The sequence below is a fragment of the Lentzea waywayandensis genome (assembly GCF_900115955.1).
Classification (GTDB): Bacteria; Actinomycetota; Actinomycetes; order Mycobacteriales; family Pseudonocardiaceae; genus Lentzea; species Lentzea waywayandensis.
Map to the genome: position 1 here is coordinate 1 of NZ_FOYL01000026.1, position 25,719 is coordinate 25,719.

Consider the following 25,719-nt stretch of genomic DNA (forward strand, 5'->3'; position numbering starts at 1 on the left):
TGATCGCGGGCGGCGTGGGAGTCACCCCCATCCGAGCTCTGCTGCAGGAGCACGTCCCCGGCGACTTCGTCGTGCTCTACCGGGTGCGTGACGAGCGCGAGGCCGTGCTGCTGAACGAGTTGCGCCAACTCGTCGCGGCCCGCCGCGGCCGGCTGCACCTGCTCACCGGCCGGACCGGCCAGGGAGCCCGGCCGTTCGAACCGGGGGCCCTGCACCAGCTGGTGCCTGACATCGTGGCTCGCGACGTGTACGTCTGCGGTCCGCCCGCCATGACGGCGGCCGTGCTGAACGGACTGCGCCGGCTGAACGTGCCGAAGGCCCAGGTGCACGCCGAGAAGTTCGGCCTGGCCTGATGATCTGGTTTCGCGTACGCAATCTGACGTAGGCGAGATCAGAGCGTGAGCGGATGATGCGGCCCCTCGTGGTGACGAGCATGGATCTCGACACCACGAGAGAGGGAGAGCAATGGCTACCACCCGCAAGCTCAGTGGCCGCGCCCGCAAGGCCGTGCTGCTCGTGCACGTCCTGTCGGCGGCGGCGTGGCTCGGCATCGACCTCGCGCTGGGGATCCTCGTCGTGATCGCACTGTCCACTGAGGACGCCGGAACCGCGGGCGTCGCGATCCAGGCGGTCGACCTCTTCGCGATCTGGCCGATGTTCGGCGCCAGCGTCGTCTGCATGATCTCCGGCGTCGTGCTCGGCGTCGGCAGCAAGTACGGCCTGATCAGGTACTGGTGGGTCGCGATCAAGCTGGTGCTGAACGTCGGCATGTCGCTGCTGATCGCGTTCGCGCTGCGCCCCGGCGTCGCGGAGGCCGCGCGGATCGGCGAACGGATGCTGGCGGGCGACCCGTCCGCGGTGATCCCGGCCGACATCCTGCACCCGGTCGTGGTCGCGCCGACGCTGCTGCTGTTCGCCTACGTCCTGTCCGTGTTCAAGCCGTGGGGCCGGATCCGCAAGCCAGTCCAGCCAGTCAAGGGTCAGCGCCGCGACCTCGTCGGGGCAGCCCAGTTGTAGGAAGTGCCCGCCGCCCGCCACGATCTCGACCCGCGAACCGGGCGCGAGACCCGTGGCGGCGCCGGCGTAGTTGTCCGGCGTGACGCACCCGTCGTCGGCGCCCGCGAGCACCGGGACCGCCGCGGGCTCCTCGGAGAGCCTGGCCAGGTCAGCGACCGGTCGAAGTTGGCCCGGTACAGCTTCAACGCGTTGGCCCTGATCGCCGGGTCCGCCTACATCGCCCACACGTAGTCCGGCACCTCGAGCCCAGGCGACCAGGTGCGCCACAGGTAGTCGATCACTCTGTCGTTCAGCAGCGCCTCGCCGACCCCGGCACCTGGAACAGGAACCGTGCTCGCATCAGAAGTCCACCCGCATCACGAACCGCCGCTTCGTCGGGTGCGTCACCTGCGCGAACCCGGCCTCCTCGAACACCTGCCGCGCGCCGACGTGCAGCTCGCCCCACGTGATGTTCTGCCCAGGCGCGGCGATCATCGGATACGCCTCGACGGCACGAGCCCCGTGCTTGCGCGCGTGCTCCACGGTCGCCGCCGCCAGCTCGTAGGTGAGCCCCTGCTTGCGGAATCCCTTGCGCACCACGAAACACGTCACGGCCCACACGCCGTCGTCGTCCTTGTCCTCGGCGCGGCCCTTCCAGGGAATGGGCATGTCGAGCAGCTTCGCGTAGTCACACCGCGGCTCGACCGCCACCCACCCGGCGGGCTGGTCGTCCACATAGGCCACCAGGCCGCTGCCACGCGCGGACTGCGACTCGTGCGCGGCGACGCGGTCGTCGAGCGTCGAGTCGCGCCACATCCAGCCCTTCACCTTGTACCGCTGGCAGTGGCACTTGCCGGGCTCGGAGCTGTCGAAGATCGCCTCGACGTCCTCCCACGGCACCTCGTCCGACGGCACGATCCGGATCATGTCGGCCAGACTAGAGCTCCTGGGTCAGGTTGACCGGGTTCCCGTCCGGATCGAACACGTGCGCGACCCGTTGCCCCCAGGGCATGTCGTTCGAAGGTCCCTGCACCCGCCCGCCTGCCGCCTCGACCAGCGGCAGCAACGCGTCGACGTCGTCCACACCGAAGCTCAGCAGGATGCGCGGCGCCGCTGACACGTCCGCGTCCGCGGCCACGAGTCCCAGTTCCGAGTCGCCGATCTTGAGGGTCTTGTAGAACACCTCTCCCTCCGGCGGCTGCCGGAACACCTCGGTCGCGCCGAGAACCTGCTCGTAGAACGCCTGCACCCGCTCCAGGTGGGGCGTCAGGATGATGGGCTGGATCGCCATGGACTCCTCCTAGTCTCCGGTGGAGATACGGGGCGGCCGTCCAGAACTCATCGGTGCGCCGAACAAAGGCAGCAACTCCTCGACGTTCAAGTACGTCGTGCTGCCGGTCACCAACCCGCCCCGCACGTCGATGAACACCAGCCCGAACGGCCGATCCATCCCCGGCCGCATCTGCCAGTACGCGGGCGACCCGTTGGCCCGCACCGGCACCAGCCACGCGCCGGCACAGGCGGACGCAGGATCGCTCAGAGCCACCGAGATCGGCCCACGCCCGCGCAGCCACCAGCTGAACGGCGGCATCGACATCGTCGCGTCCTCGTGCAGCAGTGCGACCAAAGTCTTCACGTCATGCCGCTCGAACGCCTCGCAGTACCGGCTCAGCAGCGACTTCTGCACCGGATCGGAGGGCGTCAGAGGCTCGCCGACGTCCGCGACCCGCAACGTCGCCCGTGCTCGTTGCAACGCGCTGTTCGCCGACGCCACCGAGATGTCCAGCAGTGTGGCCACCTCGGACGCCTGCCACGCCAGCACGTCGCGCAGGATCAGCACGGCTCGCTGACGTGGCGGCAGGTGTTGCAACGCGGCCACGAACGCCAGCCGGACGGTCTCGCGGCGGATCGCCTGGTCTTCCGGCAGCACCAGGGCGTCCGGCGCGGGCTGCACGAACACCCTCTCGGGCAAAGGTGCGCCGAGGTCCCCGCCGAACGGTCGCAGGTCGACGGCCAGGGCGCGGCGCTGGGCGCTTCGCTGCATGTCGATGCAGATGTTCGTGGCGATGCGGTAGAGCCAGGTCCGCAACGACGCGCGTGTGGAGTCGTAGCTGTCGTGCGCCTTCCATGCGCGCACGAGTGTTTCCTGCGCGGCGTCCTCGGCCTCGAAGCCGGAGCCGAGCATGCGGTAGCAGTAGCCGGTCAGCTCGATCCGGAACGGCTCCAGCGTCTCGATCACGGGAAGAACCCTACGCGGACCGGGGCTGGTCCGCGGGTCAGTCGATGAGGCGGTCCACCAGTTCGAACGTGGGGTAGGGCTGGTTCTCGTCGCCGAAGTGGCCGTCGTCGCGGACGATCTGGGTGCCGCCCGCCCGTTCGAACATCACGCGGCCTTGCCGGTCGTCGCAGCCGTAGGGGTCGTTGCGGGAGTTGATGAAGTAGAGGTCGCGGACGTGTGCGCTGATCGCCGCCCAGTCGTAGTCGTCCTGGAGGACGGGTTCGTCGTCGGTGTTGGGCTTCGTGGAGTAGCCGGCGACGAGGACGGCCTGGCTGACCGGGGTGTCGATGTGCTGGAGGATCGCGAGCAGCAGGGCGGCTCCGCCGGAGTGGCCGATCAGGACGGTGTTCTCGTCGAACGTGTGACCGGCCAGCACCTTCGGCAGGAACGTGGTGATCGGTTCGGCGTTGAGGGTGGGGTAGTGCGGCGCCTCCACGGTGTAGCCGCGCTTGGTCAGCTGTTCGCGGAGCCAGGGAAGCCACACGACGTCAGGATGGGCCCCGGTGCCGTGGAAGATGATGGCCTTGCGGTTCATGTCGTGGTCCTCGAGCCGGATGACCGATGAGTTCTCGTCGGCCGGAACGTATGTACGACCATGACAGCAGACATCCGCGCCGCGGTGGCGGCGGAACGGCGCGATCAGGCGGAAGTCCTGAGCGGCCTCACCGAGGAACAGTGGAACGCGCCGAGCCTGTGCGAGGGCTGGACCGTGAAGCACGTCGTCGCGCACACGACGTTGCCGTTCCGCTCCTCGGGCAAGCGAGTGATCCTGGAAATCCTGAAGTCGGCCGGCCGCTTCAACCACGCCTCCGACCGCATGGCCCGCAAGGACGCCGAAACGTGCACGACCGATGAACTGCTCGCCGCGTTGAAGGACAACATCGACCACCCGTGGACGCCACCCGGCAGCGGGCCCGTAGGCGCGCTCTCGCACGACGTCATCCACGGCCTCGACATCACGACCGCGCTGGGCATCGACCGCAAGGTCCCGCACGAACGGCTGAAGCTCGTGCTCGGCGGCATGAAGCCCAGCAACGTCAAGTACTTCGGCGCGGACCTCGACGGCAAACGCCTGGAGGCCACCGACATGGACTGGACGTTCGGCGAGGGCAGGCCGGTGAGAGCACAGGCCCAGGACCTGTTGCTGCTGGTCTGCGGACGGACGCTGCCGCCGGGAAGACTCAGCTGACCGCCTTGCGCACGCGGGCCGTCGCGTCGGTCGTCGCCATCAGGAACCGCGCGACGACCTGACGCTCCGCGTCGCTCATGTCGTTCCACACCGAGGCGTACTCGCGCGCCAGCGGCTGGAAGAACGTCGCCGCCAGCGCCGTCGCCCGGTCGAGCACCTGGAGTTCGACCCGGCGACGGTCGTCCGGATCGCGCTCTCGTATCACGTGGCCGGCCCTCTCCAGCCGGTCCAGCACGGACGTCGTGGCCGACGCGCTCAGGTTCAGCGCCTTCGCCAGCGTGCCGGGTGTCATGGGAGCCGTCATGATGAGGTTCAGCGCTGTCATGTCGGTCGGGTGCAGGGCGTGCGCGGCGCTGAAGATCTCCAGGAATCGGTTCGACTCCATCACCAAAGCGCGCAGCATCATGCTCAGGTCGTAGTCACTTGCGTCGCTCACGGTCACAGCTTACTGTTTCGGCCATCGAAACGTTCGACGATCGAAGGAATGCGTGATGCGAGTCCTCGCCGGGGTACTGCTCGTCGTCTGGTTGGCCCTGGGCGGCTTCACCGGGCCGTACGCGGGCAAGTTGTCGGAGGTCGCGGAGAACGACAGCAGCGCGTTCCTGCCCAACTCCGCCGAGTCCACCCAGGTCGCCGAGCTGCAGAAGAAGTTCCAGCGCGAGAACGCGATCCCCGCGATCGTCGTGATCGAACGGTCCGGCGGACTGACCGAAGAGGACCGGAAGTACCTCGCCGACCAGGCCAAGGGCTTCCAGGCGTCGCCGGTCATCCCCGCGCCGAACGACAAGGACGCCGCCCAGCTCGTCGTGCTGCTCGACCCGGGCAACGACGTCAAGGACTCGGTCTTCCAGCTCCGCGACGGCACGCGTGGCGCCCCAGAGGGGTTGACGGTGCTGGTCACGGGCCCGGCCGCGCAGGTCGCGGACCTCGTCGAGGCGTTCGGCGGGATCGACGGGCTGCTGCTGATCGTCGCGGGTGCCGTGGTCGCGTTGATCCTGCTGGTCGTCTACCGAAGCCCGCTGCTGCCGGTCGTCGTGCTGGTGTCGGCGGTGTTCGCCCTGGGACTCGCCAGCTTCGTCGTGTACCTGCTCGCGAAGAACGACGTGCTGGCGTTGAACGGCCAAAGCCAGGGCATTCTCTCGATCCTGGTGTTCGGGGCCGCGACGGACTACGCGTTGCTGCTCGTGTCGAGGTTCCGCGAGGAACTGCGCGACACCCAGGACAAGTTCGCGTCCATCCGCACGGCCTGGCGCGGCACGATCGAACCCATCGCGGCCTCGGCCGGCACGGTGATCCTCGGCGTGCTGTGCCTGCTGTTCAGCGACCTCGACTCGAACAAGGGCCTCGGACCGGTCGCGGCCATCGGCATCGGTGCCGCGCTGCTGACCACGATGACGTTCCTGCCCGCGACCTTGGCACTGCTCGGACGTGGCGCTTTCTGGCCGTTCGCACCGAAGTTCGGCTCGCAGCACCCCGAGACCAGCGGGCTCTGGGGCCGCGTCGCGAACCTGGTGCGCCGCAAGCCTCGGGCGATCTGGATCGTCACGTCACTCGTGCTGCTCGCCGGCGCCGCGTTCCTGCCGCAGCTCAAGGCGTCCGGCACCGCGCAGTCCGACGTGTTCCTCACACCGGTCGAGTCCGTTGCGGGACAGGAGGTGCTGTCGCGGCACTTCCCCGGCGGCACCGGCTCGCCGACCGTGATCATCGCCGCCGAGAGCAAGACCGCCGAGGTCGTGCAGAAGTCCAAGGTGGACGGTGTCGCGGACGTGCGGCCCTCCGGAACGGCCGACGGGCTCGTGCGGATCGAGGCCACGCTGAAGGACGCGCCGGACTCCGACGCCGCGGTGGAGACCGTGCAACGGCTTCGCGCGGCCGTGGACGGCATCGACGGCACGAAGGTGGGCGGGCCGACGGCGACGTTGCTCGACACGAGGACGACGTCCGAGCACGACCGGGCGCTGATCATCCCGATCGTGCTGCTCGTGATCTTCCTGATCCTGGCGTTGCTGCTGCGGTCGTTGCTGGCGCCGTTGCTGCTGATCGCGACCGTCGTGCTGTCGTTCGCGGCCACGATGGGCGTGTCGGCGCTGGTGTTCAACCACGTCTTCGACTTCCCCGGCGCCGATCCCGTGGTGCCGCTGTTCGGGTTCGTGTTCCTGGTGGCGCTGGGCATCGACTACAACATCTTCCTGATGACCCGCGTCCGCGAGGAGACCCAGCGGCTCGGGACCGTCGAGGGCACGCTCAAGGGTCTCAGCCTGACCGGTGGTGTGATCACGTCGGCGGGTGTGGTGCTGGCGGCCACGTTCGCGGCGCTCGCCGTGCTGCCGATCCTGTTCCTGACGCAGATCGCGTTCATCGTCGCGTTCGGCGTCCTGCTGGACACGTTGCTGGTGCGGTCGTTGCTCGTGCCGGCGCTGTCGGTGGACATCGGCGGGCGAATCTGGTGGCCGTCGAAGCTGCGGTGAGTCAGGATTCCGGGCATGACCTACACGGCTCGTCAGCTCAACCGCGCCACGCTCGACCGGCAGATGCTGCTGCAGCGTGAACCGGTCGACCTGCTGACGGCCGTGGACCGGGTCGTGGCGATCCAGGCGCAGGAACCCGCGTCGCCGTACATCGCGTTGTGGAACCGGATCGAGGGCTTCGACCCCGCGGATCTGGACGAGGCGTTCACGAGCGGGGTGGTCCGCAAGGCATCGCTGATGCGGATCACCCTGCACGCCGTCACGGCCGCGGATCACGAGGTGTTCCACCACGCGATGCTGCCCGCGCTGAGGGCGTCACGGCTGTACGACAAGCGGTTCAAGTCGATGGACGTCACGATCGAGCAGGTCGACGCCCTGCTGGAGCACCTGCTGGAGTTCGCGGCGACACCCCGGCAGAAGGCGGAGATCGAGGACCTGCTGCACTCGCACGTCGGCGACGTCGGTGAGCCTGGCGTCTGGTGGGCGCTGCGGACCTACGGCGGACTCGTGCACGCGCCGACGGGTGGGCCGTGGTCGTTCGGGCTGCGGCCGTCCTATCTGGCCGTGGCGGCCGAGCCCCGTGAACGGATGGCGGCCGTCGCGGAGATGCTGCGCCGCTACCTCACCGGGTTCGGGCCCGCGACCGTTCTCGACATGAACCAGTTCAGCATGCTGCCGCGCACCACGATCCGGGAAGCGCTGACGCTGCTGGATCTGGTTCAGCACGGCGATCACTTCGACATTCCAAATCGGACAATCCCGGACGAAGACACACCGGCGCCGCCACGCCTGATGGCCATGTGGGACAGCACGTTGCTCGCCTACGCCGACCGCAGCCGGATCATTCCGAACGAATATCGCAAGCTCGTCATCCGCAACAACGGTGACACGCTGCCGACACTTCTCGTCGACGGCCACGTGGCCGGGGTGTGGCGTCCCACCGAGGACGGAGGCGTTGAGGCGACCGCGTTCCACGCCCTTGACGAGGAACAATGGGCCGGGCTGGCGGACGAGGCCGCGGCACTGCGCAAGCTCCTCAGCGACCGCGAACCGCAGGTGTACAAACGTTACGCACGGTGGTGGAGCGGCCTTCCGGCCCACGACGTTCGTACTGTGTGAATACGTCAAGATCCACAAAGGACCGTTCGTGAGTCACTATTCCTCCACCCTGCATGGAGGAAAGTTCAATGTCTCTCACGAGAAAGCGCGTGCTGCCGGCGTTCGCCGCCGGTCTGCTCGCGGCGGGCGCGATCACCCTGCTCGGCGGTAGCCCCGCCGCAACCGCCGTGGGCTCGGCCGACTGCGTCGACACGCACGCCGACGAGCACTCGGCTGCTCGCGGCAGGCCCGGCAGCACCGGCCACGACCGCAACGAGATCTCCGACGCCCAGGCCGCCCAGATGAACGCGGACCTGCGCGCGAAGATCGCCAAGAACAACTCGCTCGGCGAGTTCAGCGCGCTGGCGGGCGGCACGATCAACGTGGTCTTCCACGTCGTGACCAACTCCGCGGGCAAGGGCGCGATCACCGAGGCCACCCTCACCAAGCAGCTCAAGGTCCTCAACGACGGCTTCGCGGGCGTGGAGTCGAGCGCCGCGGCGAAGACGGGCTTCAAGTTCGTGCTTCAGGACACCAAGCGCTACACGAACAACGCCTGGTTCAACGGAGGCGCGGACAGCGCGAACACCGAGCGCCAGATGAAGACCCAGACCCGCGTCGGCACGGCCGCGACGCTCAACATCTGGTTCACCGACATCGACGGCTTCGGCTTCGCGACGTTCCCGTCCTGGTACAAGGGCGACCCGAAGATGGACGGCGTCGTGGTCGACTACGCCACCGTTCCCGGCGGTTCCGAGGTCAACTTCAACCTCGGCAAGACCGTGACGCACGAGGTCGGCCACTGGATGGGGCTCTGGCACACCTTCCAGGGCGGCTGCAAGGCGCCCGGCGACGAGGTCGCGGACACCCCGGCGCAGGCCAGCTCCACCTCGGGCTGCCCGACCGGCCGTGACTCCTGTACGGCGACGGGCCTGGACCCGATCCACAACTACATGGACTACTCCTACGACGACTGCTACAACCAGTTCACCCCTGGTCAGAACACCCGCATGCAGAGCGCCTGGACGGCCTACCGCGCCGGCAAGTGATCTGACGGGAGGGCTTGCGCCGACAGAAGAAGGAAGCGCAAGCCCTCCTCTAGAGCCGGGCGGCGACCGCTTGAGCTCGGTCCAGTTCGCGTTGGTAGCGGCTGGGGTTGTGCGCGGCGAGTTCCTCGTACATCGCAAGGGATTCGCTGATCGCAGCCTCGGCCTCGGCGCGTTCGGAGCGCAGAACGCGGATCAGCGCGTGATCGGAGAGCGCGTCGGCCAGCAGGTAGCTGTACTCGTATGGATCTTCGGCATGCTGTTCGCGGTAGTGCGCGACCGACAGCAGTGACGCCTCCAGCGCGGCGTCCGGCTCGCCCGCGTGCGCCGAGGACAGCGCGAAGGTGTTGCGCGCCATGGCTTTGCCGTCCGCGGTCTGGTACAGCTCGATGCCCTTCGCGGCAGCTTGCGCGGCCTCGGAGTAGGCCTGCCGCGAGATCAGGAGGCTGGCGCGGTTTGTCCACGCCCGCGCGAGCTCCTTGCGGCCCAGCTCGCGTTCCTCGTGCTTGGTGGCGAGCGCGATGGCCTCGTCGCTGGCCGCGAGCGACTCGTCGAGCCTGCCGATGTCGTGCAGCCGGCTGCCGAGACTGACGAGCGCCAGGGCGACGCGCAATTCCATCTTCATGATCATGGCCCGGCCCTCCGCCTTCGCGAGAAGTTCGCGAAAACGATCAGTGGCCTCCTGCGCCGCCTCCACCGCCTGTTCGTCGAGTCCGAGGTCGCGCAGGTGGTTGCCGTGGTTGTGCAGGGCGCCGGCGAGGTTGCTGAGGCAGTCCCGGTCTTCGCTCTCCGCGTGCTCCCGGAGGATGGCCACGGCCTCGATGGCGGACGCGCGGGCTTCCTCGAACCGGCCCAGACGCAGCTGCAGGAGACTGAGTTCGTCGTAAGCGGTGTGACCGTTGATGCCCCGCCACGAACCGTTCTGCCGCCAGAACGCCGCGTTCAGAGCGGTGAAGTCGGCCGCCTGCTCGTACTCGCCGATCGTCGTGAGGCGGTGGGCGTACTCCAACTGGGCGTGCGCGAGGCTGTAGCCGGGTGGTGGTCCGTTCTTGGTCGGGATCTGCTCGCGCAGTTCGGCGATCGCCTCGCGGGCGTTGTCGGCGGCCTCCGTGTGCCTGCCCAGCTTGCCCAGCAGATTGGTGATCCAGTACCTGGCCGTGTTGGCGATCTCGGTGCTGTGCTCGCCCGGCACGGCCAGCCGGCGGGCGAGCGGCAGTTCCTCCCGCACGACCGCCAGCGCTTCCTCGTGCCGTTCCTGCCGCATGAGGTTGTCGCGCATCAAGGTCAGGACGCGCCGCAGCTTCTCGGCGTCACCGGCCTCCCGGCGGAACTCCAGCACCTCCTCGTGCGTGCGCAACGCGAAGTCGTCCCAGCCGCACTCCTCGAACCACTCCGCCAGCTCCACCAGGGCTTCCGTCAACGCGTCCGGACTCGGCCAGTCCTCGCGAGGCTTGCTTCGCAGTTCCTCGACGACCGGCCAGACGTACCGCAGCATCTTCAAGGGGTCCGGATGGCCGCTTCTGGCAGGGCGGTGCCGCGTCTCGTCGCGGCGCACTGGGTTGATCACGCGCGAGTGGATATCACGTCCCGGTGGTCGATCAGCAGCCTTGCCCGCGCCGCCGGTTCGCACTGCGCCAGGTACAGGCGCTGCCCTTCGACGTAACGGCGGTTGCGGGGGTCGTCCGGATCGGGCGGGCTGCCGTCGCGAACGGCCATGCGCGCCATCGACACCGCGAAGCCGACGTCCAGGAACACCGAGAAGTCCCAGTGCCCCACGAGCTCGTCCCGGTGCAGGAAGATGCCGTCCACCAGCAGGAGCGCGGCCGGCGACGCGACCTCGGCCGGCGCGTCCACGTACTCGTCGGTCGCCAGGTCGTGGCTCGCCCGCCGGAACGGTCGCCCGGCCGCGAACGGCGTGAGCAGGAGGCCGGTGAAACGGTCGTAGTCGTAGCTGTCCAGGAAGAAGCCCTCAGGTGAGGTCCGTCCGCGCTGCCAGCGAATCGCGCGCGGGTGGTGGAAGTCGTCCACGGACGCGCGCACCACTTCGCGGCCTCTGGAACGCAGCACCTGAGCCAGGTCGTCGCAGAACGTCGTCTTGCCCGCGCCATCGACCCCGTCGACCCCGACCAGGCCGCGCGAAGGCAGCAGATCGGCGACCTCGTTCAGCATCCCGGCACGCGTCATGGCATCGACGTTCTCACAGATCGTGACCGCCACAGGCCCTATCGGATGAGACCCAGGTCTCCTTGGCCTCAAGAACGCGTAAAAGCCGGACCCGCCTCCGTAAGGACGCTGTCAGGCACCCTCTGATCAGGCATTTCGTGATGCACGCTTCCGTGCGTCATCAAGAATCCTTGTCGTTGAAGGGAGCGGCGTCATGGCCGACCTGGCCTACGCGTTGCTGCTGATCGGGAGTTTCGTCGTGCTGGGCCTGACGGTGCGTGGACTGGAGAAGTTGTGAGCACGGGACTTGTCGCCAACGGCGTCGCCGGCGTGATCGCGCTCGCGCTGATCGTCTACCTGTTCATCGCACTCGTCAGGCCGGAGAAGTTCTGATGTCACCTCTCGTGGCCGGCCTGGTGCAGGTCGGCATCCTGGTCGCGGCCCTGGCGGTCGTGTATCGACCCCTCGGCGACTACATGGCCCGCGTGTTCACCACCAAGGGCCACCTGAAAGCCGAGAAGGCCATTTACCGGTTCGCGCGGATCGACCCGCGCGCCGAGCAGAAGTGGAGCACTTACGCGTACGGCGTGCTGGGCTTCTCGTTCGTCGGGATCGTGTTCCTGTACGTGATTCAGCGGGTCCAGTCGGTGTTGCCGTTCAACTTCGACCGCGGCAACGTGCCGGAGGGCATGTCGTTCAACACGGCGATCAGTTTTGTGACGAACACGAACTGGCAGTCCTATGTGCCGGAAGCGGTCATGGGTCACACGGTCCAGATGATCGGTTTGACGGTGCAGAACTTCGTGTCGGCTGCCGTCGGCCTGGCCGTCGCCATCGCCCTGGTCCGCGGGTTCGTGCGCAGCCAGACTGATCGGCTCGGCAACTTCTGGGTCGACCTGGTGCGCGGCGCGATCCGGATCCTGCTGCCGCTGGCGTTCATCGCGGCGATCGTGCTGATCATCACGGGTGTCACGATGAGTCTCAAGTCCGGTGTGGACGTTGATGGTCAGACGATCGCGAACGCGCCTGTCGCCGGCCAGGAGGCCATCAAGGAGCTTGGCACCAATGGTGGCGGTGTTCTGAACGCGAACTCGGCGCACCCGTTCGAGAATCCGAACGAGTGGTCGAACCTGATCGAGATCTTCCTGCTGCTGGTGATCCCGGTGGCGCTGACCCGCACGTTCGGTCAGTTGGTGGGCAACAAGAAGCAGGGGTACGTCCTGCTGGGTGTGATGGGCGTGATCTGGTCGGCGATGCTCACCGTGATCTGGGTGGCGGAGGCGAACGGCCTGCGTCCGCTGGAGGGCAAGGAGCTGCGGTTCGGGATCTCCGGCAGCGCGTTGTTCGCCAACTCCACGACGGGCACGTCGACGGGCGCGATCAACTCGCTGCACGACAGTTTCACCGGCCTCGGTGGTGGTGGCACGTTGCTGAACATGTTGTTCGGTGAGATGACGCCGGGCGGTGTCGGCACGGGGTTGTACAGCGTTCTGGTGATGGCGATCATCGCGATGTTCCTGGCGGGGTTGATGGTCGGACGTACGCCGGAGTATCTGGGGAAGAAGCTGGGGCGCAAGGAGGTCACGGCGGCCGCGGTGTCGATTCTCGCGATGCCGACGGTGTTGTTGATCGGCGCGGGGATCGCCGCGATCCTGCCGAGTACTCAGGGTGCGCTGAACAATCCCGGTGAGCACGGCTTGTCGGAGATTCTGTACGCCTATGCGTCGGCGTCGAACAACAACGGCAGTGCGTTCGCCGGTATCACGGTGACGAACGACTGGTTCCAGTCGTCGCTGGGTCTGTGCATGCTGTTCGGCCGGTTCATCCCGATCATCGCGGTGCTCGCACTGGCCGGATCGTTGGCAGCGCAGAAGAAGGTGCCGGTCACGGCGGGCACGCTGCCCACCACCGGGCCGTTGTTCGCGACGTTGCTGACCGGCTCGATCGTGCTGGTCGCCGCGCTCACGTTCGTTCCCGCTCTCGCTCTTGGTCCCATCGCGGAGGCTTTGCTGTGACCACCACACTTCAGAAACCGGCTGTGGCACAGGAGAAGACACCTGCCAAGCCCAGCATCGCCGCGGCGATCCCGGAGGCGTTGCGCAAGCTCCACCCGCGTCACCAGCTGCGCAGTCCCGTCATGTTCGTGGTCTGGGTGGGCTCGCTGCTGGTCACCGTGTTCGCGGCGACCGACCCGAGCGTGTTCACCGTCGCGGTGGCGCTGTGGCTGTGGTTCACCGTGCTGTTCGCGAACCTCGCCGAGGCCGTCGCGGAAGGGCGCGGCAAGGCGCAGGCCGACTCGCTGCGCAGGACCAAGAAGGACGCCGTCGCCCGGATGCTCAACGGCGACGTCGTGGCCGGTACCGAGCTCAAGATCGGCGACCTGGTGGTCGTGGAGGCCGGCGAGGTCATCCCCGGCGACGGTGACGTGGTCGAGGGCATCGCGACCGTGGACGAGTCGGCGATCACCGGCGAGTCCGCCCCTGTCATCCGCGAGTCCGGCGGCGACCGGTGCGCGGTCACGGGCGGCACGACGGTGTTGTCGGACCGGATCGTCGTCAGGATCACGACGAAGCCCGGCGAGTCCTTTGTGGACCGGATGATCGCGTTGGTCGAGGGCGCGGAGCGGCAGAAGACGCCGAACGAGATCGCGCTGACGATCCTGCTGTCCACGCTGACGATCATCTTCGTGCTCGCGGTGGTGGCGCTCCAGCCGTTCGCGATCTACTCGGGCGGTGAGCAGTCGGTGGTCGTGCTGACCGCGTTGCTGGTCTGCCTGATCCCGACGACGATCGGTGCGTTGCTGTCCGCGATCGGTATCGCGGGGATGGACCGGCTGGTGCAGCGCAACGTCCTGGCGACGTCGGGCAAGGCGGTCGAGGCCGCCGGTGACATCGACACGTTGCTGCTCGACAAGACCGGCACGATCACCTGGGGAAACCGGCGCGCGACCGAGTTCATCCCGGTCGGCCCGACCTCCCAGGAGACGCTCGTGGCGGCTGCGCGGCTGGCGAGCCTGGCCGACGACACCCCGGAAGGCCGCAGCATCCTCGAACTCGCGGGCGGCCGGTCTGCCAGTGAGCACGAGAAGACCGGGGAGTTCGTGCCGTTCACCGCGCAGACCCGCATGAGCGGCATCGACCTCGGTGACCGCAGCATCCGCAAGGGCGCCGCGTCCGCGTTCGAACTGACCGACACGGCCCGCGAGATCGTGGACGAGATCAGCGGCCAGGGCGGCACCCCGCTCGTGGTGGCGGAGAACGGCCGGGTCCTCGGCGTCATCAAGCTGTCCGACGTCGTGAAGCCCGGTATGAAGGAACGCTTCGCCGAACTGCGCGCGATGGGCATCCGCACGGTCATGGTCACCGGCGACAACCCGTTGACGGCCAAGGCCATCGCGTCGGAAGCCGGTGTGGACGACTTCCTGGCCGAGGCCAAGCCCGAGGACAAGATGGCCCTGATCCGCAAGGAGCAGGAGGGTGGCCGTCTGGTCGCGATGACCGGTGACGGCACGAACGACGCGCCCGCCCTGGCGCAGGCGGACGTGGGCGTCGCGATGAACACCGGTACGTCGGCCGCGAAGGAGGCCGGCAACATGGTCGACCTCGACTCGGACCCGACCAAGCTCATCGAGATCGTGGAGATCGGCAAGCAGCTGCTGATCACCCGCGGTGCGCTGACGACGTTCTCCGTGGCGAACGACCTGGCGAAGTACTTCGCGATCCTGCCCGCCATGTTCGCCGCCATCTACCCGGCGCTGGACAAGCTCAACATCATGCACCTGGCCACGCCGCAGTCCGCGATCCTGTCGGCGGTGATCTTCAACGCGCTGATCATCGTGGCGCTGATCCCGCTGGCGCTCAAGGGCGTCCGGTACCGGCCGTCCAGCGCAAGCGCCCTGCTGCGGCGCAACCTGCTGATCTACGGCCTGGGCGGCATTGTCACGCCTTTTGCTGGGATCTGGCTGATCGACCTGCTCGTACGACTCATCCCCGGGATCGGCTGAACCAATGGACAACTTTCTGAAGCAGTCGTGGGCGGGTCTGCGGATCCTGCTCGCACTCACGGTGCTCCTCGGGGTGCTCTACCCGCTGTCGGTGTGGGGCGTGTCGCGGATCCCCGGCCTGCACGCCAACGCCGAGGCCACCGACACGTCGCTGGTCGCCGTCACGCGCGAGGGGGACAAGTACTTCGTGCCGAGGCCGTCCGCGGCGACGCTGCCCGCGTCCGGTGGCTCGAACAAGGGCGAGCTGAACGAGGACTACACGAAGGTCATCGCTGAGCGCAGGACGGAGATCGCGCAACGCGAAGGCGTGCCCGAGAGCCAGGTTCCGCAGGACGCCGTGACGGCGTCGGCGTCCGGCCTCGACCCGCACATCAGCCCGGAGTACGCGGCGTTGCAGGTGCCCCGCGTGGCACGCGCGTCCGGGCTGCCGGTGGAGAAGGTGCGTGAGCTGGTCGCTGCCAACACTCACGGCACCTTCACCACCACCGTCAACGTGACTGCGCTGAACCGTGCCATCGACAGCGCCGGTTGACGGTCGCCGGGGTGAGCTGAGGATCTACCTCGGCGCCGCTCCCGGCGTCGGCAAGAGCTTCGCCATGCTCGGCGAGGCCCACCGGCGCCGGGAGCGCGGCACGGAGGTGCTGCGCGCAAGGTGATCCGGCACCGCGGCTGCGGATCGTCGACCACGGTCCCGGACTGCCGAAGAAGGCGGGATACAAGGTGTTCGCGCCGAGGACACCCAGGCGGCGGTCTGACCGAGGTCAATTCGCTGCCCGCCTACGAGGAGGCTTCCGGATGACGTCAGTGCTGGTAGTGGACGACGAACCGCAGATCGTGCGCGCGCTGAGGATCAACCTCAGCGCGCGGGGATACGACGTGATGACGGCCTACGACGGCAAATCGGCGCTCGGCGTGGCCGTCGAGGGCAAGCCGGACGTGGTCGTGCTCGACCTCGGCCTGCCCGACATCGACGGCGTGGACGTGATCGCCGGTCTGCGCGGCTGGTCCACGATCCCGATCATCGTGCTGTCCGCGCGGACCGACTCGTCGGCCAAGGTCGAGGCCCTGGACGCGGGCGCCGACGACTACGTGACCAAGCCGTTCGGCATGGACGAGCTGTTGGCCCGGTTGCGTGCGGCCGTGCGCCGCAACCTCGCGCGGGAGGCGGGCGATCCCGTCGTCGAGACGTCGTCGTTCGTCGTGGACCTGGCGGTGAAGAAGGTGCGCCGCGACGGTCGTGAAGTGCACCTGACGCCGACCGAGTGGGGCCTGGTCGAGGTCCTGGCGCGCAACCCCGGCCGGCTCGTGTCGCAGAAGCAGCTGCTTCAGGAGGTGTGGGGGCCGATGCACGTCAACGAGTCCCAGTACCTGCGCGTCTACTTCGCCCAGCTGCGTCGCAAGCTGGAGGACGATCCGGCCCACCCCAGGCACCTCATCACCGAGCCCGGCATGGGGTACCGCTTCGAGGTGTGAGTTGACGCGAGGCTGTGAGAGCGCTTCCATGGAGTTCCGCTGCCGTGCGATCGTGACAGAGAGGTCATCATCGTGGCTCGAAAACTCACGCGCGCCCTGCTGGGACTGATCCTGGTCCTCCCGCTCTCCGGCATCGCGCAGGCAGCGGTCCCACCGACACCGCCAGGCTGGTCGCTGGCCTGGTCGGACGACTTCACCGGCGCGAACAACACAGCGCCGAACTCGAACAACTGGATCGTCGACACCGGTCACGGTTACCCCGGCGGCCCCGGAAACTGGGGCACCGGCGAGATCCAGCGCTACACCAACGACCGAGCCAACCTGCGCCTCGACGGCACCGGCAACCTGCGGATCGTGCCGTTGCGCGCGGCCAACGGCGAGTGGACCTCGGCCCGCATCGAGTCCCGCCGGGCGAACTTCAAGGCACCGGCAGGTGGCGTGCTGCGCATCGAGGGCCGCATCCAGATGCCGAACATCACCGGCTCCGGCGCGCTCGGCTACTGGCCGGCGTTCTGGGCGTTGGGCGCCCCGTACCGCGGCAACTACTGGAACTGGCCGAGCATCGGTGAGTTCGACATCATGGAGAACGTCAACGGCATCAACAGCGTCTGGGGCGTGCTGCACTGCGGCGTGAACCCCGGCGGTCCGTGCAACGAGACGAACGGCCTCGGCGCCTCCCGCGCCTGCCCCGGCAGCCAGTGCCCCGGCAACTTCCACACCTACCGCTTCGAGTGGGACCGCTCGGTCAGCCCGAACCAGTTGCGCTGGTACGTCGACGGCCAGCAGTTCCACACCGTGCGGCAGAACCAGATGGACGCGACCTCCTGGAACAACATGACGTCCCACCAGGGCTACTTCATCCTGCTGAACGTGGCGATGGGCGGCGCGTTCCCGAACGGCGTAGCAGGCCGCGGCACTCCTGTCCCGGAGACGACGCCCGGCCGTTCGATGGCCGTCGACTACGTGGCGGTGTGGACCCGACCCTAGAACCTGTGGCCAGCCCTACTGCTCCACCTCCCCGAGGTCGCTAGCTTGGAAGCAGGGGACTTCGGGGGAAGGTGGAGCGGTGGGGGATCTGGCGCGCCGGGACGTGCTGTCCTGGCTGGGGAAAGGCGCACTCGGAGCGGTCGCGCTGGGCGCCGCGGGGCAACCCGCGATGGCGGCGAGCGGCGTGACCGTGCTGCGCGGGGCGACGCTCATCGACGGCACCGGCCGCGCGCCCGTCCGCGACGCGACCATCGTGCTGGCCGGCGACCGGATCCTGGCCGCCGGCCGCCACCGGGAGATCCCGCGCGGCGTCCGGGTGATCGACGTGACCGGGAAGTACGTGATCCCCGGCCTGTGGGACATGCACACCCACGCGACGTTCTTGGAGAACACCGTCGCACCGCTGCACGTCGTCCACGGCGTTACGGGCATCCGCGAGATGTGGGGTCAGCCCGAAACGCACGACACGCGCCGTCGCATCGAGTCCGGTGAGATCCTCGGCCCACGCATGGTGATCGCCAGCGCGATCGTGGACGGCCCCGGTTCCATCTGGCCGGGTTCGGACATCGTCCGCACGCCGCAGGAGGCCCGCGCCGCCGTGCGCAGGGCCAAGGACGGGGGAGCGGACTTCGTCAAGGTCTACTCGTTCCTGTCCCCGGAGTGCCACGCCGCCATCGCCGCGGAGGCCCGCAGGCTGCGGATCCCGTTCGCCGGCCACGTTCCGGCCCGCGTACCGGTCCAGGACGCCCTGGACCAGCACACCCACGAACACCTCTACAACCTGTTCACGTCCACTTCGGACAACGCCGACGCCCTCTACGCCCAGCTCCGCGCCATGCCCGACGACCCGGCCGACCCGAACTGGTGGGGCCGCCACGGAGGCCGCATCGAACGGGCCGCCGTCGCCACCCACTCGCCGGCCCGCGCCCGCAGGCTGTTCGCGGCCATGGTCGAGCAGGGCACCTGGCAGTCGCCGACGCTCTTCGTCGAACGGAACATGTCCCGCTCACCCGAGACCATCGCGAACGACCCGGTGGCCCTCGAACGGATGCGCTACGTCCCGGTGGCGTTGCGCGCGCAGTGGCAGGCGATCATGTCCGGCCGCCCGACGCGCACGCCCGAGCAAGTGGCGGAACTGCAGAGGTTCGCCGACGCCCGCATGCGCCTGCTGCGAGAGATGCACGAGGCAGGAGTCGGTGTCGTCGCGGGCACGGACGCGGGGTTCGCCTACGTCTTCCCGGGCTTCTCCCTGCACGACGAGCTCGCGCTCCTGGTGCGGGCCGGACTCACACCGGGCCAGGCACTCCGGGCAGCCACCAGCGAGGCCGCGCGCTGCCTCGGCCTGGAGCAGGAGACGGGCACCCTCACGCCCGGCAAGCAGGCGGACCTGGTCGTGCTGGACGCGGACCCGTTGCGGGACATCACGAACGTCAGCCGCGTCCACGCCGTCGTCAGCCGGGGCCGCTACCTCGGCCCGGCCGACCGCACACGAATTCTCCAGGAGATCGAGGCCGCCGCCCAGGAGCCCGTCGAGGTCCCGGCAACGCCGATGGGGTGCTGCCCGCACTGATGTGGCCCGCGCCACCGTGATCGTCAGGATCGCGTCAAGGTCGCCATCGCCGGTGTCAGGGTCTCGTCCGGGATCTGGGCACGGACCGCCGTCAGGCGTGTGCTGGACGCATGACACTCGCCGAGTTGTTGCCCAGCATCGGATGCGCCACCGAACCGGTGCTGGAAGACGGTCTCTGGCCGGACGGCACGCGCCTCGCCGGCCAGGACCTGATCATCGGTGGACTCCCGGCCACGCAGCTGGCGGCCCGGTTCGGCACCCCGTGCCAGGTCCTGGACGAACGGACGGTCCGCGCCAGGGCACAGGCCTTCCGCGACGCCCTGCCGCGGGCGGAGGTCGTGTTCGCGGGCAAGTCGTTGCCCTGCCCCGAGGTCTACCGGTGGATGGCGCAGGAGGGCCTGTCCCTCGACGTGTCGTCGGCAGGGGAACTCGCGCTGGCCAAGGCCGCGGGCTTCCCGGCGGAGCGGATCATCATGCACGGCAACGTGAAGACCGCCGAGGACCTGAAAGCCGCGCTGGAGTACGGGGTCTCCCGCATCGTCGTCGACTCGCTCGACGAGATCGCGCAGCTGGGTGCGTTGGCGACGCACGGCCAGGAGGTCATGATCCGGGTGACGCCCGGTGTCGACGCCCACACGCACGCCAAGATCGCGACCGGCGTCGAGGACCAGAAGTTCGGCTTCTCGCTGGCGTCCGGCGCCGCCCTGGAAGCGATCCTGCGCGTGGTCGAGCAGCCGTCGCTGAAACTGGTGGGCCTGCACTGCCACATCGGCTCGCAGGTCAGGCACGTCGCGAGCTACGAGGAGGCCGTGCGGCGGATGGTCGGCCTCATCGCGTCCTGCGGCACCAGGATCGAGCAGCTCGACCTCGGCGGCGGCTTCTGCGCGCCGTACCTCCAGGGGGACAGGGACTTCGACCTCGCCGGGTTCGCGCACCGGATCACCGGCGCCCTCAACTACGAGTGCGCGCTTCACCGCGTAACGCCGCCGCGCCTCCTCATCGAGCCCGGACGGTCGATCGTCGCGAACGCCGGCGTGACCCTGTACCGGGTGTGCGCGGTCAAGGCCTCAGCGCGCACGTTCGTGGCCGTCGACGGCGGCATGAGCGACAACCCGCGTCCCGCCCTGTACAGCGCCAAGTACGCGGTCCGCCTGGTCGGTCGCGGCGGGCAACCCAAGCCGGTGACGGTCGTCGGCCGGCACTGCGAGGCCGGCGACGTGCTGGCCGAGGACGTGCTGCTCCCGCGGGACGTCCACGCCGGAGACCTGCTCGCCGTGCCCGCGACGGGCGCCTACCACCACGCGCTGGCCTCGAACTACAACCAGGTGTGCCGGCCGCCGATCATCGCCGTCAGGGACGGGGTCGCGAGGCCGATCGTGCGCCGGGAGACCGAGGAGGACCTCCTGCGCCGATACCTTTGATCAAACCGCCGCCGAGTCGAACGTCTGTTCCCTAGAGTGGCGCGATGCACTCGTACGCCTACGTCGCCGACTCCCGGCTGGACGAGACGCGGCGCGCCCTGGGACTGCAGACCTCCGGCGGCAGGGCGCCGAACCCGCGTTTCTTCACCGGTTTCCTGGGCGACTCGCAGCAGGCCGCCACGGCGTTGCTCGCCATCGCCAAGATCGCGGGCACCCGCTACTTCCAGCCCACCACCGAACGCCTGCGGGACCCGGTCGTCACCTGCAACGGCGACCGGCTGCGCTTCGAGTCGTTCTCGGGCTGCTGCGGCGTCTACGCGCGCCTGGACGTGCTGGGCGACGCCCTCGACGGCGAGGTCCACGACCGCGGCACCACGAACGTCGACGTCAACGAGCCGCTGCGCCGCGCCCTCGCCCGCGTGACGAAGGGCGACCCGCTGCACCTCACGGTCGGCCCCGACCAGGTCGAGGTCGGCACGCTCGACGGCGCGGTCGTGGAGAAGAAGGTCCCGCTGCCGCCGCGCTGGCTGCGGGGATTCGCCGAGACCCAGGTCCTCACCTCGAAGTTCGACCTGAAGGCCGAACTCGCTCCGATGGACGCGCAGCGGTTCCTCAAGACCCTTCCCAAGGGACGCGTGGCGGTGTGGGCGGTGCCCTCCGGGAAGTCGTTGCGCCTCAGCGGAACGGCCTCGGCCAACGCCGTGTGCCTGGCGGGCCCGAACCGCCTCGAGACCCTGATCCCGTTGCTGCGCTTCGCGAAGGCCGTCCGTCTCTACGGCCCACCCGCCGATGGCAAGCCGGTCGCGAGTGGCTGGGAGGTCGACCTCGGCTCGCAACGCCTGACGCTGGTCCTCTCACCCGAGGTGACCCGCGGCCTGTCCGGTGAGGGCGCCGTCCTCGACGGTCTCGCCGCAGGAGACGCCGACACCGACGCCGAACTGATCGGCGCCCTCCTCGACTTCGAACCCCGCGTGGACATCGCGGACCTCGCCGACCGCTCCGGACTCACCCCCGCCAGGGTCAAGGACGCGCTGGCGCAGCTGGGCACGTCCGGGCGCGTGGGCTACGACCTCGCCGAAGCGTCGTACTTCCACCGCGAACTCCCGTACGACGGCGTCGACATCCAGGCCATGAACCCCAGGCTGCGCAACGCGAAGGCGCTGGTCGAGCAGAACGCCGTCAGCTGGGACGGCGACACCGCGCTGGTCGGCGACTACCGCGTCAACGGCGAAGCGTGCACCTGCCAGTGGTGGGCCGAGTACCGCGGCGGGCGCGGCAAGTGCAAGCACGTGCTGGCCGCGGACATGGTCAGGGGCAAGGCGTGAGCTTCGACAGAATCCAGGCGCTGATCGAGTCGGACCAGCTGCTCGCGCTGGGGGAGGTGCTCAAGAGCCTCACCCCGGAGGAACGCAAGGAACGGGCTGTCGACCTCGTCGCGTACGAGAAGAAGCGGCGGGCGTCCGGGCGGAACTGGGACCACCACCCGGCGATGCACATCGCGGGCATCGGACTGCTGCCGAACGCGTCCACGCTCACGCCGTGGCTGGTGCGCTACCGGATCTGGTGGCATCGCATGAGCCAGGAGAACGGCACGCTCGAGGCCCTGGACGTGCTGCGGCAGCGCGACCCCGCGTGGCTGCCGGACCTGGTCACGCGGATCGCCACCAGAATGCCGACCCGCGAACCCGGCCGGCACGACCTGCTCAGGATCGTGCTGGAGTTCTGCGGGGAGGATCCACCGAACTCCGACGGATTCCTGTTGGCGTTCATGGACTTCGGCGGCCACACCCGCTGGCGTCAGGCCTTCGACGCGCTGATCCCGCGCATGCTGGAGGTCGTCGGAGCTGGGTCGATCTTCGCGAACACCTGGCAGTGGCCGCAGTTCTTGGAGGAGCGGGCGGATCGGCGGGTGCTCCTCGACGGCTGTCTCGCCAGGCTCCAGCAAGGCGGCAGCGCCAAGGAGATGGAGGGTTTCCTCGCACTGCACAAGATCCTCGACGTGACGCTGGACGAGACCGCCGAGCACGCACGGGATTACGTGGCGATGCTGCCCGACTCGCGGTCGGTGGTGGCCGCCCTCGCGCAGGACCGCCTGAAGGTGCTGGACGAGGCGGGGAGGCTCGACTTCGACCTGCTCGCCGACGCGAGCCGATGGGTGTTCGGCCGCACCGAGAAGAAGCTGATCCGTGCTCAGCTGACGTGGCTCGGCAAGCACGCGAAGTCCACTCCGGACGAGGTGGTTCTGGCCGTCGCGGAACTGTTCGCGCACGAGTCGGACGACGTGCGCGGCCAGGCGGTCAAGCTGATCGCCAAGCACCAAGCGACGATCAGCGACGCTACGAGAACCGAACTGCTGGTGCTGGCCGAGCAGCTGCCGTCCGACCTCGCCGCCCAGCTCGGCGTCGAGACCGTCGCGGAGGAGGCTGCCGAGCTCGCACCGTTCGCGCCGCGCGCCTGGCCGGAACCGATCGCCACGCTCGACGAGCTGACCGGCGAAGTGAGGGCGTTGTTCGGCCGCAACACCGCCTACCTCGACCCGGTCACCGTCGAACGGATCGTCGAAGCGGTGGTCAGGTTCGCCTGGCAGGACCGGGAAGCCGTCGCGATCGCGTTCGGGCCGATCTACGACAAGTACCCGTGGATCCGGCACCGCCTCAACCTGCAGGCCTACCTCGACAGACCGTCGCCGGACTGCCGGTCGATGTTGTTCTCGATCATCGCCGCCGTGCCCGCGCCCGCGGAGCCGCTCGGCCAGATGAACCGGCTGACACCGGCGCTGAAGGTCGCTGAGCCGGGCACACCCAGCCAGTACCTCGCCAAGCGGCTGCGCGAGATCGCCAGAGGGCTGGTCAGGTCACCGCGCCCGTTCCTGGTGTCCACTCCCACCGAGATGTCCGGCCTGCTCGATCCGGGAGCGCTCCTCGAACGGCTCGCGAAAGCCGAGGCGGAGGAGTGGGAACCGTGGCCGCAGGATCTGAAGCAGGCCTGCCGCCGGCTGCCGCGCGGCACCGGGCCCGAGGACTTCGCGTCGCTGCGTGGCACCGCGGGATCGCTGCTGCGCGAGTGGCTCACCGGCGTCGCCGATCCGGTCGTGGAACTGGTGGAACGCACCCGTTCGACGCCCAACGGCTACATCGCGCCGCCGCGGGTGGAGAAGCGGCTGTTGGTGACGGTGGCGCCCGTCCTACCTGCCCCGGAGCGGTACTGGTACGGGTACAGCGACTGGGAGGCCATGCTCCCGTGCTGGCCTGCGCTTCTGCCCGCGCAACGCGAGGTCGTCGCCGCACACCTGGTGCCGCACCTCGCGAGCCGTTGCGAATCGAAGGGCGACGACGGCGCGCTGCTCCCGGCGCTCGCCGAGACACAAGGCCCGATCGGCATCGCCACACATCTGGCCCTCGCGTACGGGCTCGGCGCCGAGGCGACGGTCGCCCGCGCCCACGCCGTTGACGCCCTGCTGATCCTCGCGGCCCGCGACCAGTTCGACGGCAAGGCATTGGGCGAGGTCGTCGGCCTGCTGCTGGAACGCGGTGATCTCGCGCTGAACCGTGTGGTCCCGTGCCTGCGCGACACGGCCAGGTCCGGCGCCGCGGCCCAGGTCTGGGACCTGCTGGTGACCGCGTTGCCGAAGGCCTGGTCGCACAACAGGGTCGCGGAACTGGTCGAGCTGGCGGTCGAACTGGCCCAGCAGCTCAAGCCGGGCGGCACCGTGGACGGCCTCGCGGAGGTGGCGGCCCGCAAGGGTTCCAGCAAGTCCGTCGTCCAGGCGAGGCGGCTGGTGAGCGCGCTAGGCTGAGTCGCATGGACTTGGGCGTCGTCGTCGCGGAACGACAGATCGAGGGCAAGGCACCGGACGGATCATCCTTCGAGGTGGTGATCCGGTTCGGTGCCCCGCGCCCGGACCCGTTGAGCGACAACGGTGACTGGGAGTGTCCACATCAGATCGGTGACGACGAGGTCGCTGCCGCGTACGGCGTGGACTCGTTGCAGGCCTTGCTGCTCAGCGTCTACGCCGTGCGGATCAAACTGGCCGAGTCGGGCGCGACCCTGGACTGGCTGGGCATGCCCGAACTCGGCCTGACCGTCGCGCCCGCGCTCAGCTAGCGAACACGGGGTAGTGGTCGGAGAAGTCGTTGAAGGTGTACTTGCGCCCCCACGACCAGATCGACCACTCAGGACTCTTCACGCGCCGGGTCTCGTTGCGCAGCAACGGTCCCTGGATCGTCAGCACGTAGTCGAGGTGCTCTGAGGCGTACTCCGGCCCGTACTGGTCGCGGCACACGCTGTTGTCCGCGCAGTCCCACGAGAACGGGTGCCCGCCCACCTCAGGCGTCTGCGCGCCCAACTCCGCGACCATCTGCGGGAACTCGGCGCTCGCCTTGACCACGTTCAGGTCGCCCGCCACGTACACCGGCTCGGCCGCGGGGATGTTCCGCGCTGCCAGGAACGCCTTGATCTCGGCCCGCTGCTTCGCCCGGTAGCCGCCCGGCGCGCTGGTGCAGGTCGAGTCCTCGGCCTGCATGTGCGTTCCGATGACGTGCAGCGGCCCGGTCGGCGCCTCGATCCGCACGTAGGCGAACCCCTTGTTGGAGAACCAGTCCGCGCCGCAGCCGTCCCGGTAGACGTGCTGGACCCGCGTGGTGATCGGCCACCGGCTCAGCACCGCGACACCGCCGTCCTCCGGCGTCGAGTCGCTGTACCTGCCGCTCGTCACGTCCCACCCGGCCCGGCTGCGGCCCAGTACCGGCGTCTGGTGCGGGTAGGTGTCGCGCAGGTTCGTCAGCAGCCGGTCCGAGGCGGCGTTGTCGAAGGCCTCGTTGAGCACGACGACGTCCTGGCCGTTCAGCACGCCGGTGCTGTCGATCAGGTCGGCGCGGGCGACCTGTCCCCAGTTCGGGTAGAGGTTCCGCGACAGCATGAAGACGTTGTAGGTGGCGATCTTCGGGGCAGCGGGGGCCGCGACCGCCGGGGTGGCGACCGAGATCGTCAGCGCGACGGCGGCGGCGAGCGTGATCAGGCGCATGAAG

The 25,719-nt window shown here is 68.8% G+C and carries 25 protein-coding genes and 2 pseudogenes; 19 read left to right on the forward strand and 8 right to left on the reverse strand.

The genetic code is table 11. From position 1 onward, the window contains the following. The 3 genes and pseudogenes from BM417_RS45670 to BM417_RS45680 all read left to right on the forward strand — a co-directional run. Nucleotides 1-353: pseudogene (locus BM417_RS45670) on the forward strand (oxidoreductase); the annotation flags it as partial. Nucleotides 354-465: 112 nt separating this feature from the next. Beyond that, nucleotides 466-1,017: a hypothetical protein gene (locus BM417_RS45675; protein ID WP_093606380.1), complete on the forward strand. Its 552-nt coding sequence runs from the start codon at nucleotides 466-468 to the stop codon at nucleotides 1,015-1,017. A gap of 3 nt (nucleotides 1,018-1,020) precedes the next feature. Continuing rightward, on the forward strand, nucleotides 1,021-1,248 hold the full coding sequence (locus BM417_RS45680) for a hypothetical protein (RefSeq protein WP_093606381.1): 228 nt from the start codon (nucleotides 1,021-1,023) through the stop codon (nucleotides 1,246-1,248). Nucleotides 1,249-1,356: 108 nt separating this feature from the next. Here the strand turns inward: BM417_RS45680 and BM417_RS45685 are convergent, their stop codons facing one another. From BM417_RS45685 to BM417_RS45700, 4 genes are read right to left on the reverse strand one after another with little or no spacing between them, the layout of a single operon-like run. After that, on the reverse strand, nucleotides 1,357-1,923 hold the full coding sequence (locus BM417_RS45685; RefSeq protein ID WP_093606382.1) for a GNAT family N-acetyltransferase: 567 nt from the start codon (nucleotides 1,921-1,923) through the stop codon (nucleotides 1,357-1,359). A gap of 10 nt (nucleotides 1,924-1,933) precedes the next feature. Then, nucleotides 1,934-2,287: a VOC family protein gene (locus tag BM417_RS45690; protein ID WP_093606383.1), complete on the reverse strand. Its 354-nt coding sequence runs from the start codon at nucleotides 2,285-2,287 to the stop codon at nucleotides 1,934-1,936. 9 nt (nucleotides 2,288-2,296) lie between these two features. Then, a complete protein-coding gene (locus BM417_RS45695) occupies nucleotides 2,297-3,235 on the reverse strand; it encodes an RNA polymerase subunit sigma-70 (RefSeq protein WP_093606384.1) in 939 nt (312 codons plus the stop codon). 37 nt (nucleotides 3,236-3,272) lie between these two features. Continuing rightward, nucleotides 3,273-3,809, reverse strand: a complete 537-nt coding sequence (locus BM417_RS45700; protein ID WP_093606385.1) for an RBBP9/YdeN family alpha/beta hydrolase — start codon at nucleotides 3,807-3,809, stop codon at nucleotides 3,273-3,275. Between the two features lie 60 nt (nucleotides 3,810-3,869). On the opposite strand from BM417_RS45700, the gene BM417_RS45705 reads away from it, so the two are divergent. Beyond that, a complete protein-coding gene (locus BM417_RS45705) occupies nucleotides 3,870-4,463 on the forward strand; it encodes a maleylpyruvate isomerase family mycothiol-dependent enzyme (protein WP_093606386.1) in 594 nt (197 codons plus the stop codon). Here BM417_RS45705 and BM417_RS45710 read toward each other — a convergent pair. Continuing rightward, a complete protein-coding gene (locus BM417_RS45710) occupies nucleotides 4,456-4,899 on the reverse strand; it encodes a MarR family winged helix-turn-helix transcriptional regulator (protein ID WP_245822864.1) in 444 nt (147 codons plus the stop codon). The genes BM417_RS45705 and BM417_RS45710 overlap by 8 nt on opposite strands. 55 nt (nucleotides 4,900-4,954) lie before the next feature. On the opposite strand from BM417_RS45710, the gene BM417_RS45715 reads away from it, so the two are divergent. The 3 genes from BM417_RS45715 to BM417_RS50040 all read left to right on the forward strand — a co-directional run bounded on the left by BM417_RS45715 (nucleotide 4,955) and on the right by BM417_RS50040 (nucleotide 9,078). After that, nucleotides 4,955-6,931, forward strand: coding sequence for an MMPL family transporter (locus tag BM417_RS45715; protein ID WP_093606387.1), 1,977 nt, complete (start codon nucleotides 4,955-4,957; stop codon nucleotides 6,929-6,931). Nucleotides 6,932-6,946: 15 nt separating this feature from the next. Continuing rightward, on the forward strand, nucleotides 6,947-8,050 hold the full coding sequence (locus BM417_RS45720; protein WP_093606388.1) for a winged helix DNA-binding domain-containing protein: 1,104 nt from the start codon (nucleotides 6,947-6,949) through the stop codon (nucleotides 8,048-8,050). 68 nt (nucleotides 8,051-8,118) lie between these two features. Next, nucleotides 8,119-9,078 (forward strand): zinc metalloprotease, encoded by a 960-nt coding sequence (locus tag BM417_RS50040; protein WP_093606389.1) that lies wholly within the window; start codon nucleotides 8,119-8,121, stop codon nucleotides 9,076-9,078. 49 nt (nucleotides 9,079-9,127) lie between these two features. On the opposite strand, the gene BM417_RS45730 is transcribed toward BM417_RS50040, so the two are convergent. Together BM417_RS45730 and BM417_RS45735 are read right to left on the reverse strand one after the other, a co-directional pair. After that, nucleotides 9,128-10,642: a tetratricopeptide repeat protein gene (locus BM417_RS45730; protein WP_093606390.1), complete on the reverse strand. Its 1,515-nt coding sequence runs from the start codon at nucleotides 10,640-10,642 to the stop codon at nucleotides 9,128-9,130. Beyond that, nucleotides 10,639-11,259, reverse strand: a complete 621-nt coding sequence (locus tag BM417_RS45735; protein WP_093606427.1) for a nucleoside/nucleotide kinase family protein — start codon at nucleotides 11,257-11,259, stop codon at nucleotides 10,639-10,641. Before BM417_RS45735 ends, BM417_RS45730 begins: the two co-directional genes overlap by 4 nt. 273 nt (nucleotides 11,260-11,532) lie before the next feature. Here BM417_RS45735 and kdpF point away from each other — a divergent pair, with 273 nt between their 5' ends. From kdpF to BM417_RS45795, 12 genes and pseudogenes are all read left to right on the forward strand, one after another. After that, entirely contained in the window at nucleotides 11,533-11,631 is a 99-nt protein-coding gene (gene kdpF, locus BM417_RS45740; protein ID WP_093606391.1) for a K(+)-transporting ATPase subunit F, read from the forward strand. Beyond that, nucleotides 11,631-13,253, forward strand: coding sequence for a potassium-transporting ATPase subunit KdpA (gene kdpA / locus BM417_RS45745; RefSeq protein WP_093606392.1), 1,623 nt, complete (start codon nucleotides 11,631-11,633; stop codon nucleotides 13,251-13,253). Before kdpF ends, kdpA begins: the two co-directional genes overlap by 1 nt. A gap of 23 nt (nucleotides 13,254-13,276) precedes the next feature. Next, entirely contained in the window at nucleotides 13,277-15,241 is a 1,965-nt protein-coding gene (gene kdpB / locus BM417_RS45750; protein ID WP_245822877.1) for a potassium-transporting ATPase subunit KdpB, read from the forward strand. A 4-nt stretch (nucleotides 15,242-15,245) separates the two neighbouring features. Further along, nucleotides 15,246-15,773 (forward strand): potassium-transporting ATPase subunit C, encoded by a 528-nt coding sequence (locus BM417_RS45755; RefSeq protein WP_093606394.1) that lies wholly within the window; start codon nucleotides 15,246-15,248, stop codon nucleotides 15,771-15,773. Beyond that, nucleotides 15,751-15,885: pseudogene (locus BM417_RS45760) on the forward strand (hypothetical protein); the annotation flags it as partial. The gene BM417_RS45755 and the pseudogene BM417_RS45760, both read left to right, overlap by 23 nt. 151 nt (nucleotides 15,886-16,036) lie before the next feature. Further along, on the forward strand, nucleotides 16,037-16,714 hold the full coding sequence (locus tag BM417_RS45765; RefSeq protein WP_093606395.1) for a response regulator: 678 nt from the start codon (nucleotides 16,037-16,039) through the stop codon (nucleotides 16,712-16,714). A gap of 72 nt (nucleotides 16,715-16,786) precedes the next feature. Next, nucleotides 16,787-17,701, forward strand: coding sequence for a glycoside hydrolase family 16 protein (locus tag BM417_RS45770; RefSeq protein WP_245822867.1), 915 nt, complete (start codon nucleotides 16,787-16,789; stop codon nucleotides 17,699-17,701). A gap of 79 nt (nucleotides 17,702-17,780) precedes the next feature. Beyond that, nucleotides 17,781-19,271 (forward strand): amidohydrolase family protein, encoded by a 1,491-nt coding sequence (locus BM417_RS45775; protein WP_093606397.1) that lies wholly within the window; start codon nucleotides 17,781-17,783, stop codon nucleotides 19,269-19,271. A gap of 110 nt (nucleotides 19,272-19,381) precedes the next feature. Then, nucleotides 19,382-20,692 carry a diaminopimelate decarboxylase gene (gene lysA / locus BM417_RS45780; RefSeq protein WP_093606398.1) on the forward strand — a complete coding sequence of 437 codons (1,311 nt, stop codon included), beginning with the start codon at nucleotides 19,382-19,384 and terminating at the stop codon, nucleotides 20,690-20,692. Nucleotides 20,693-20,736: 44 nt separating this feature from the next. Next, nucleotides 20,737-22,017, forward strand: a complete 1,281-nt coding sequence (locus BM417_RS45785) for an SWIM zinc finger family protein (RefSeq protein WP_093606399.1) — start codon at nucleotides 20,737-20,739, stop codon at nucleotides 22,015-22,017. Continuing rightward, nucleotides 22,014-24,488 carry a DUF6493 family protein gene (locus BM417_RS45790; RefSeq protein ID WP_093606400.1) on the forward strand — a complete coding sequence of 825 codons (2,475 nt, stop codon included), beginning with the start codon at nucleotides 22,014-22,016 and terminating at the stop codon, nucleotides 24,486-24,488. The genes BM417_RS45785 and BM417_RS45790 overlap by 4 nt, the downstream gene beginning before the upstream one ends. Before the next feature lie 5 nt (nucleotides 24,489-24,493). Further along, entirely contained in the window at nucleotides 24,494-24,796 is a 303-nt protein-coding gene (locus tag BM417_RS45795) for a DUF6968 family protein (protein ID WP_093606401.1), read from the forward strand. On the opposite strand, the gene sph is transcribed toward BM417_RS45795, so the two are convergent. Next, nucleotides 24,789-25,715 (reverse strand): sphingomyelin phosphodiesterase, encoded by a 927-nt coding sequence (sph, locus tag BM417_RS45800; RefSeq protein WP_093606402.1) that lies wholly within the window; start codon nucleotides 25,713-25,715, stop codon nucleotides 24,789-24,791. The genes BM417_RS45795 and sph overlap by 8 nt on opposite strands. Between the last annotated feature and the right edge of the window lie 4 nt (nucleotides 25,716-25,719).

Excerpts from the sequence above, each read along its gene's own strand:
- lysA (WP_093606398.1), top strand. The coding sequence starts at position 19,382 with ATGACACTCGCCGAGTTGTTGCCCAGCATCGGATGCGCCACCGAACCG.
- BM417_RS45795 (WP_093606401.1), top strand. The coding sequence starts at position 24,494 with ATGGACTTGGGCGTCGTCGTCGCGGAACGACAGATCGAGGGCAAGGCA.
- BM417_RS45700 (WP_093606385.1), bottom strand. The coding sequence starts at position 3,809 with ATGAACCGCAAGGCCATCATCTTCCACGGCACCGGGGCCCATCCTGAC.
- BM417_RS45705 (WP_093606386.1), top strand. The coding sequence starts at position 3,870 with ATGACAGCAGACATCCGCGCCGCGGTGGCGGCGGAACGGCGCGATCAG.
- BM417_RS50040 (WP_093606389.1), top strand. The coding sequence starts at position 8,119 with ATGTCTCTCACGAGAAAGCGCGTGCTGCCGGCGTTCGCCGCCGGTCTG.
- sph (WP_093606402.1), bottom strand. The coding sequence starts at position 25,715 with ATGCGCCTGATCACGCTCGCCGCCGCCGTCGCGCTGACGATCTCGGTC.
- BM417_RS45755 (WP_093606394.1), top strand. The coding sequence starts at position 15,246 with ATGGACAACTTTCTGAAGCAGTCGTGGGCGGGTCTGCGGATCCTGCTC.
- BM417_RS45675 (WP_093606380.1), top strand. The coding sequence starts at position 466 with ATGGCTACCACCCGCAAGCTCAGTGGCCGCGCCCGCAAGGCCGTGCTG.
- BM417_RS45765 (WP_093606395.1), top strand. The coding sequence starts at position 16,037 with ATGACGTCAGTGCTGGTAGTGGACGACGAACCGCAGATCGTGCGCGCG.
- kdpA (WP_093606392.1), top strand. The coding sequence starts at position 11,631 with ATGTCACCTCTCGTGGCCGGCCTGGTGCAGGTCGGCATCCTGGTCGCG.
- BM417_RS45720 (WP_093606388.1), top strand. The coding sequence starts at position 6,947 with ATGACCTACACGGCTCGTCAGCTCAACCGCGCCACGCTCGACCGGCAG.
- BM417_RS45715 (WP_093606387.1), top strand. The coding sequence starts at position 4,955 with ATGCGAGTCCTCGCCGGGGTACTGCTCGTCGTCTGGTTGGCCCTGGGC.
- BM417_RS45690 (WP_093606383.1), bottom strand. The coding sequence starts at position 2,287 with ATGGCGATCCAGCCCATCATCCTGACGCCCCACCTGGAGCGGGTGCAG.
- BM417_RS45785 (WP_093606399.1), top strand. The coding sequence starts at position 20,737 with ATGCACTCGTACGCCTACGTCGCCGACTCCCGGCTGGACGAGACGCGG.
- BM417_RS45685 (WP_093606382.1), bottom strand. The coding sequence starts at position 1,923 with ATGATCCGGATCGTGCCGTCGGACGAGGTGCCGTGGGAGGACGTCGAG.
- BM417_RS45735 (WP_093606427.1), bottom strand. The coding sequence starts at position 11,259 with ATGACGCGTGCCGGGATGCTGAACGAGGTCGCCGATCTGCTGCCTTCG.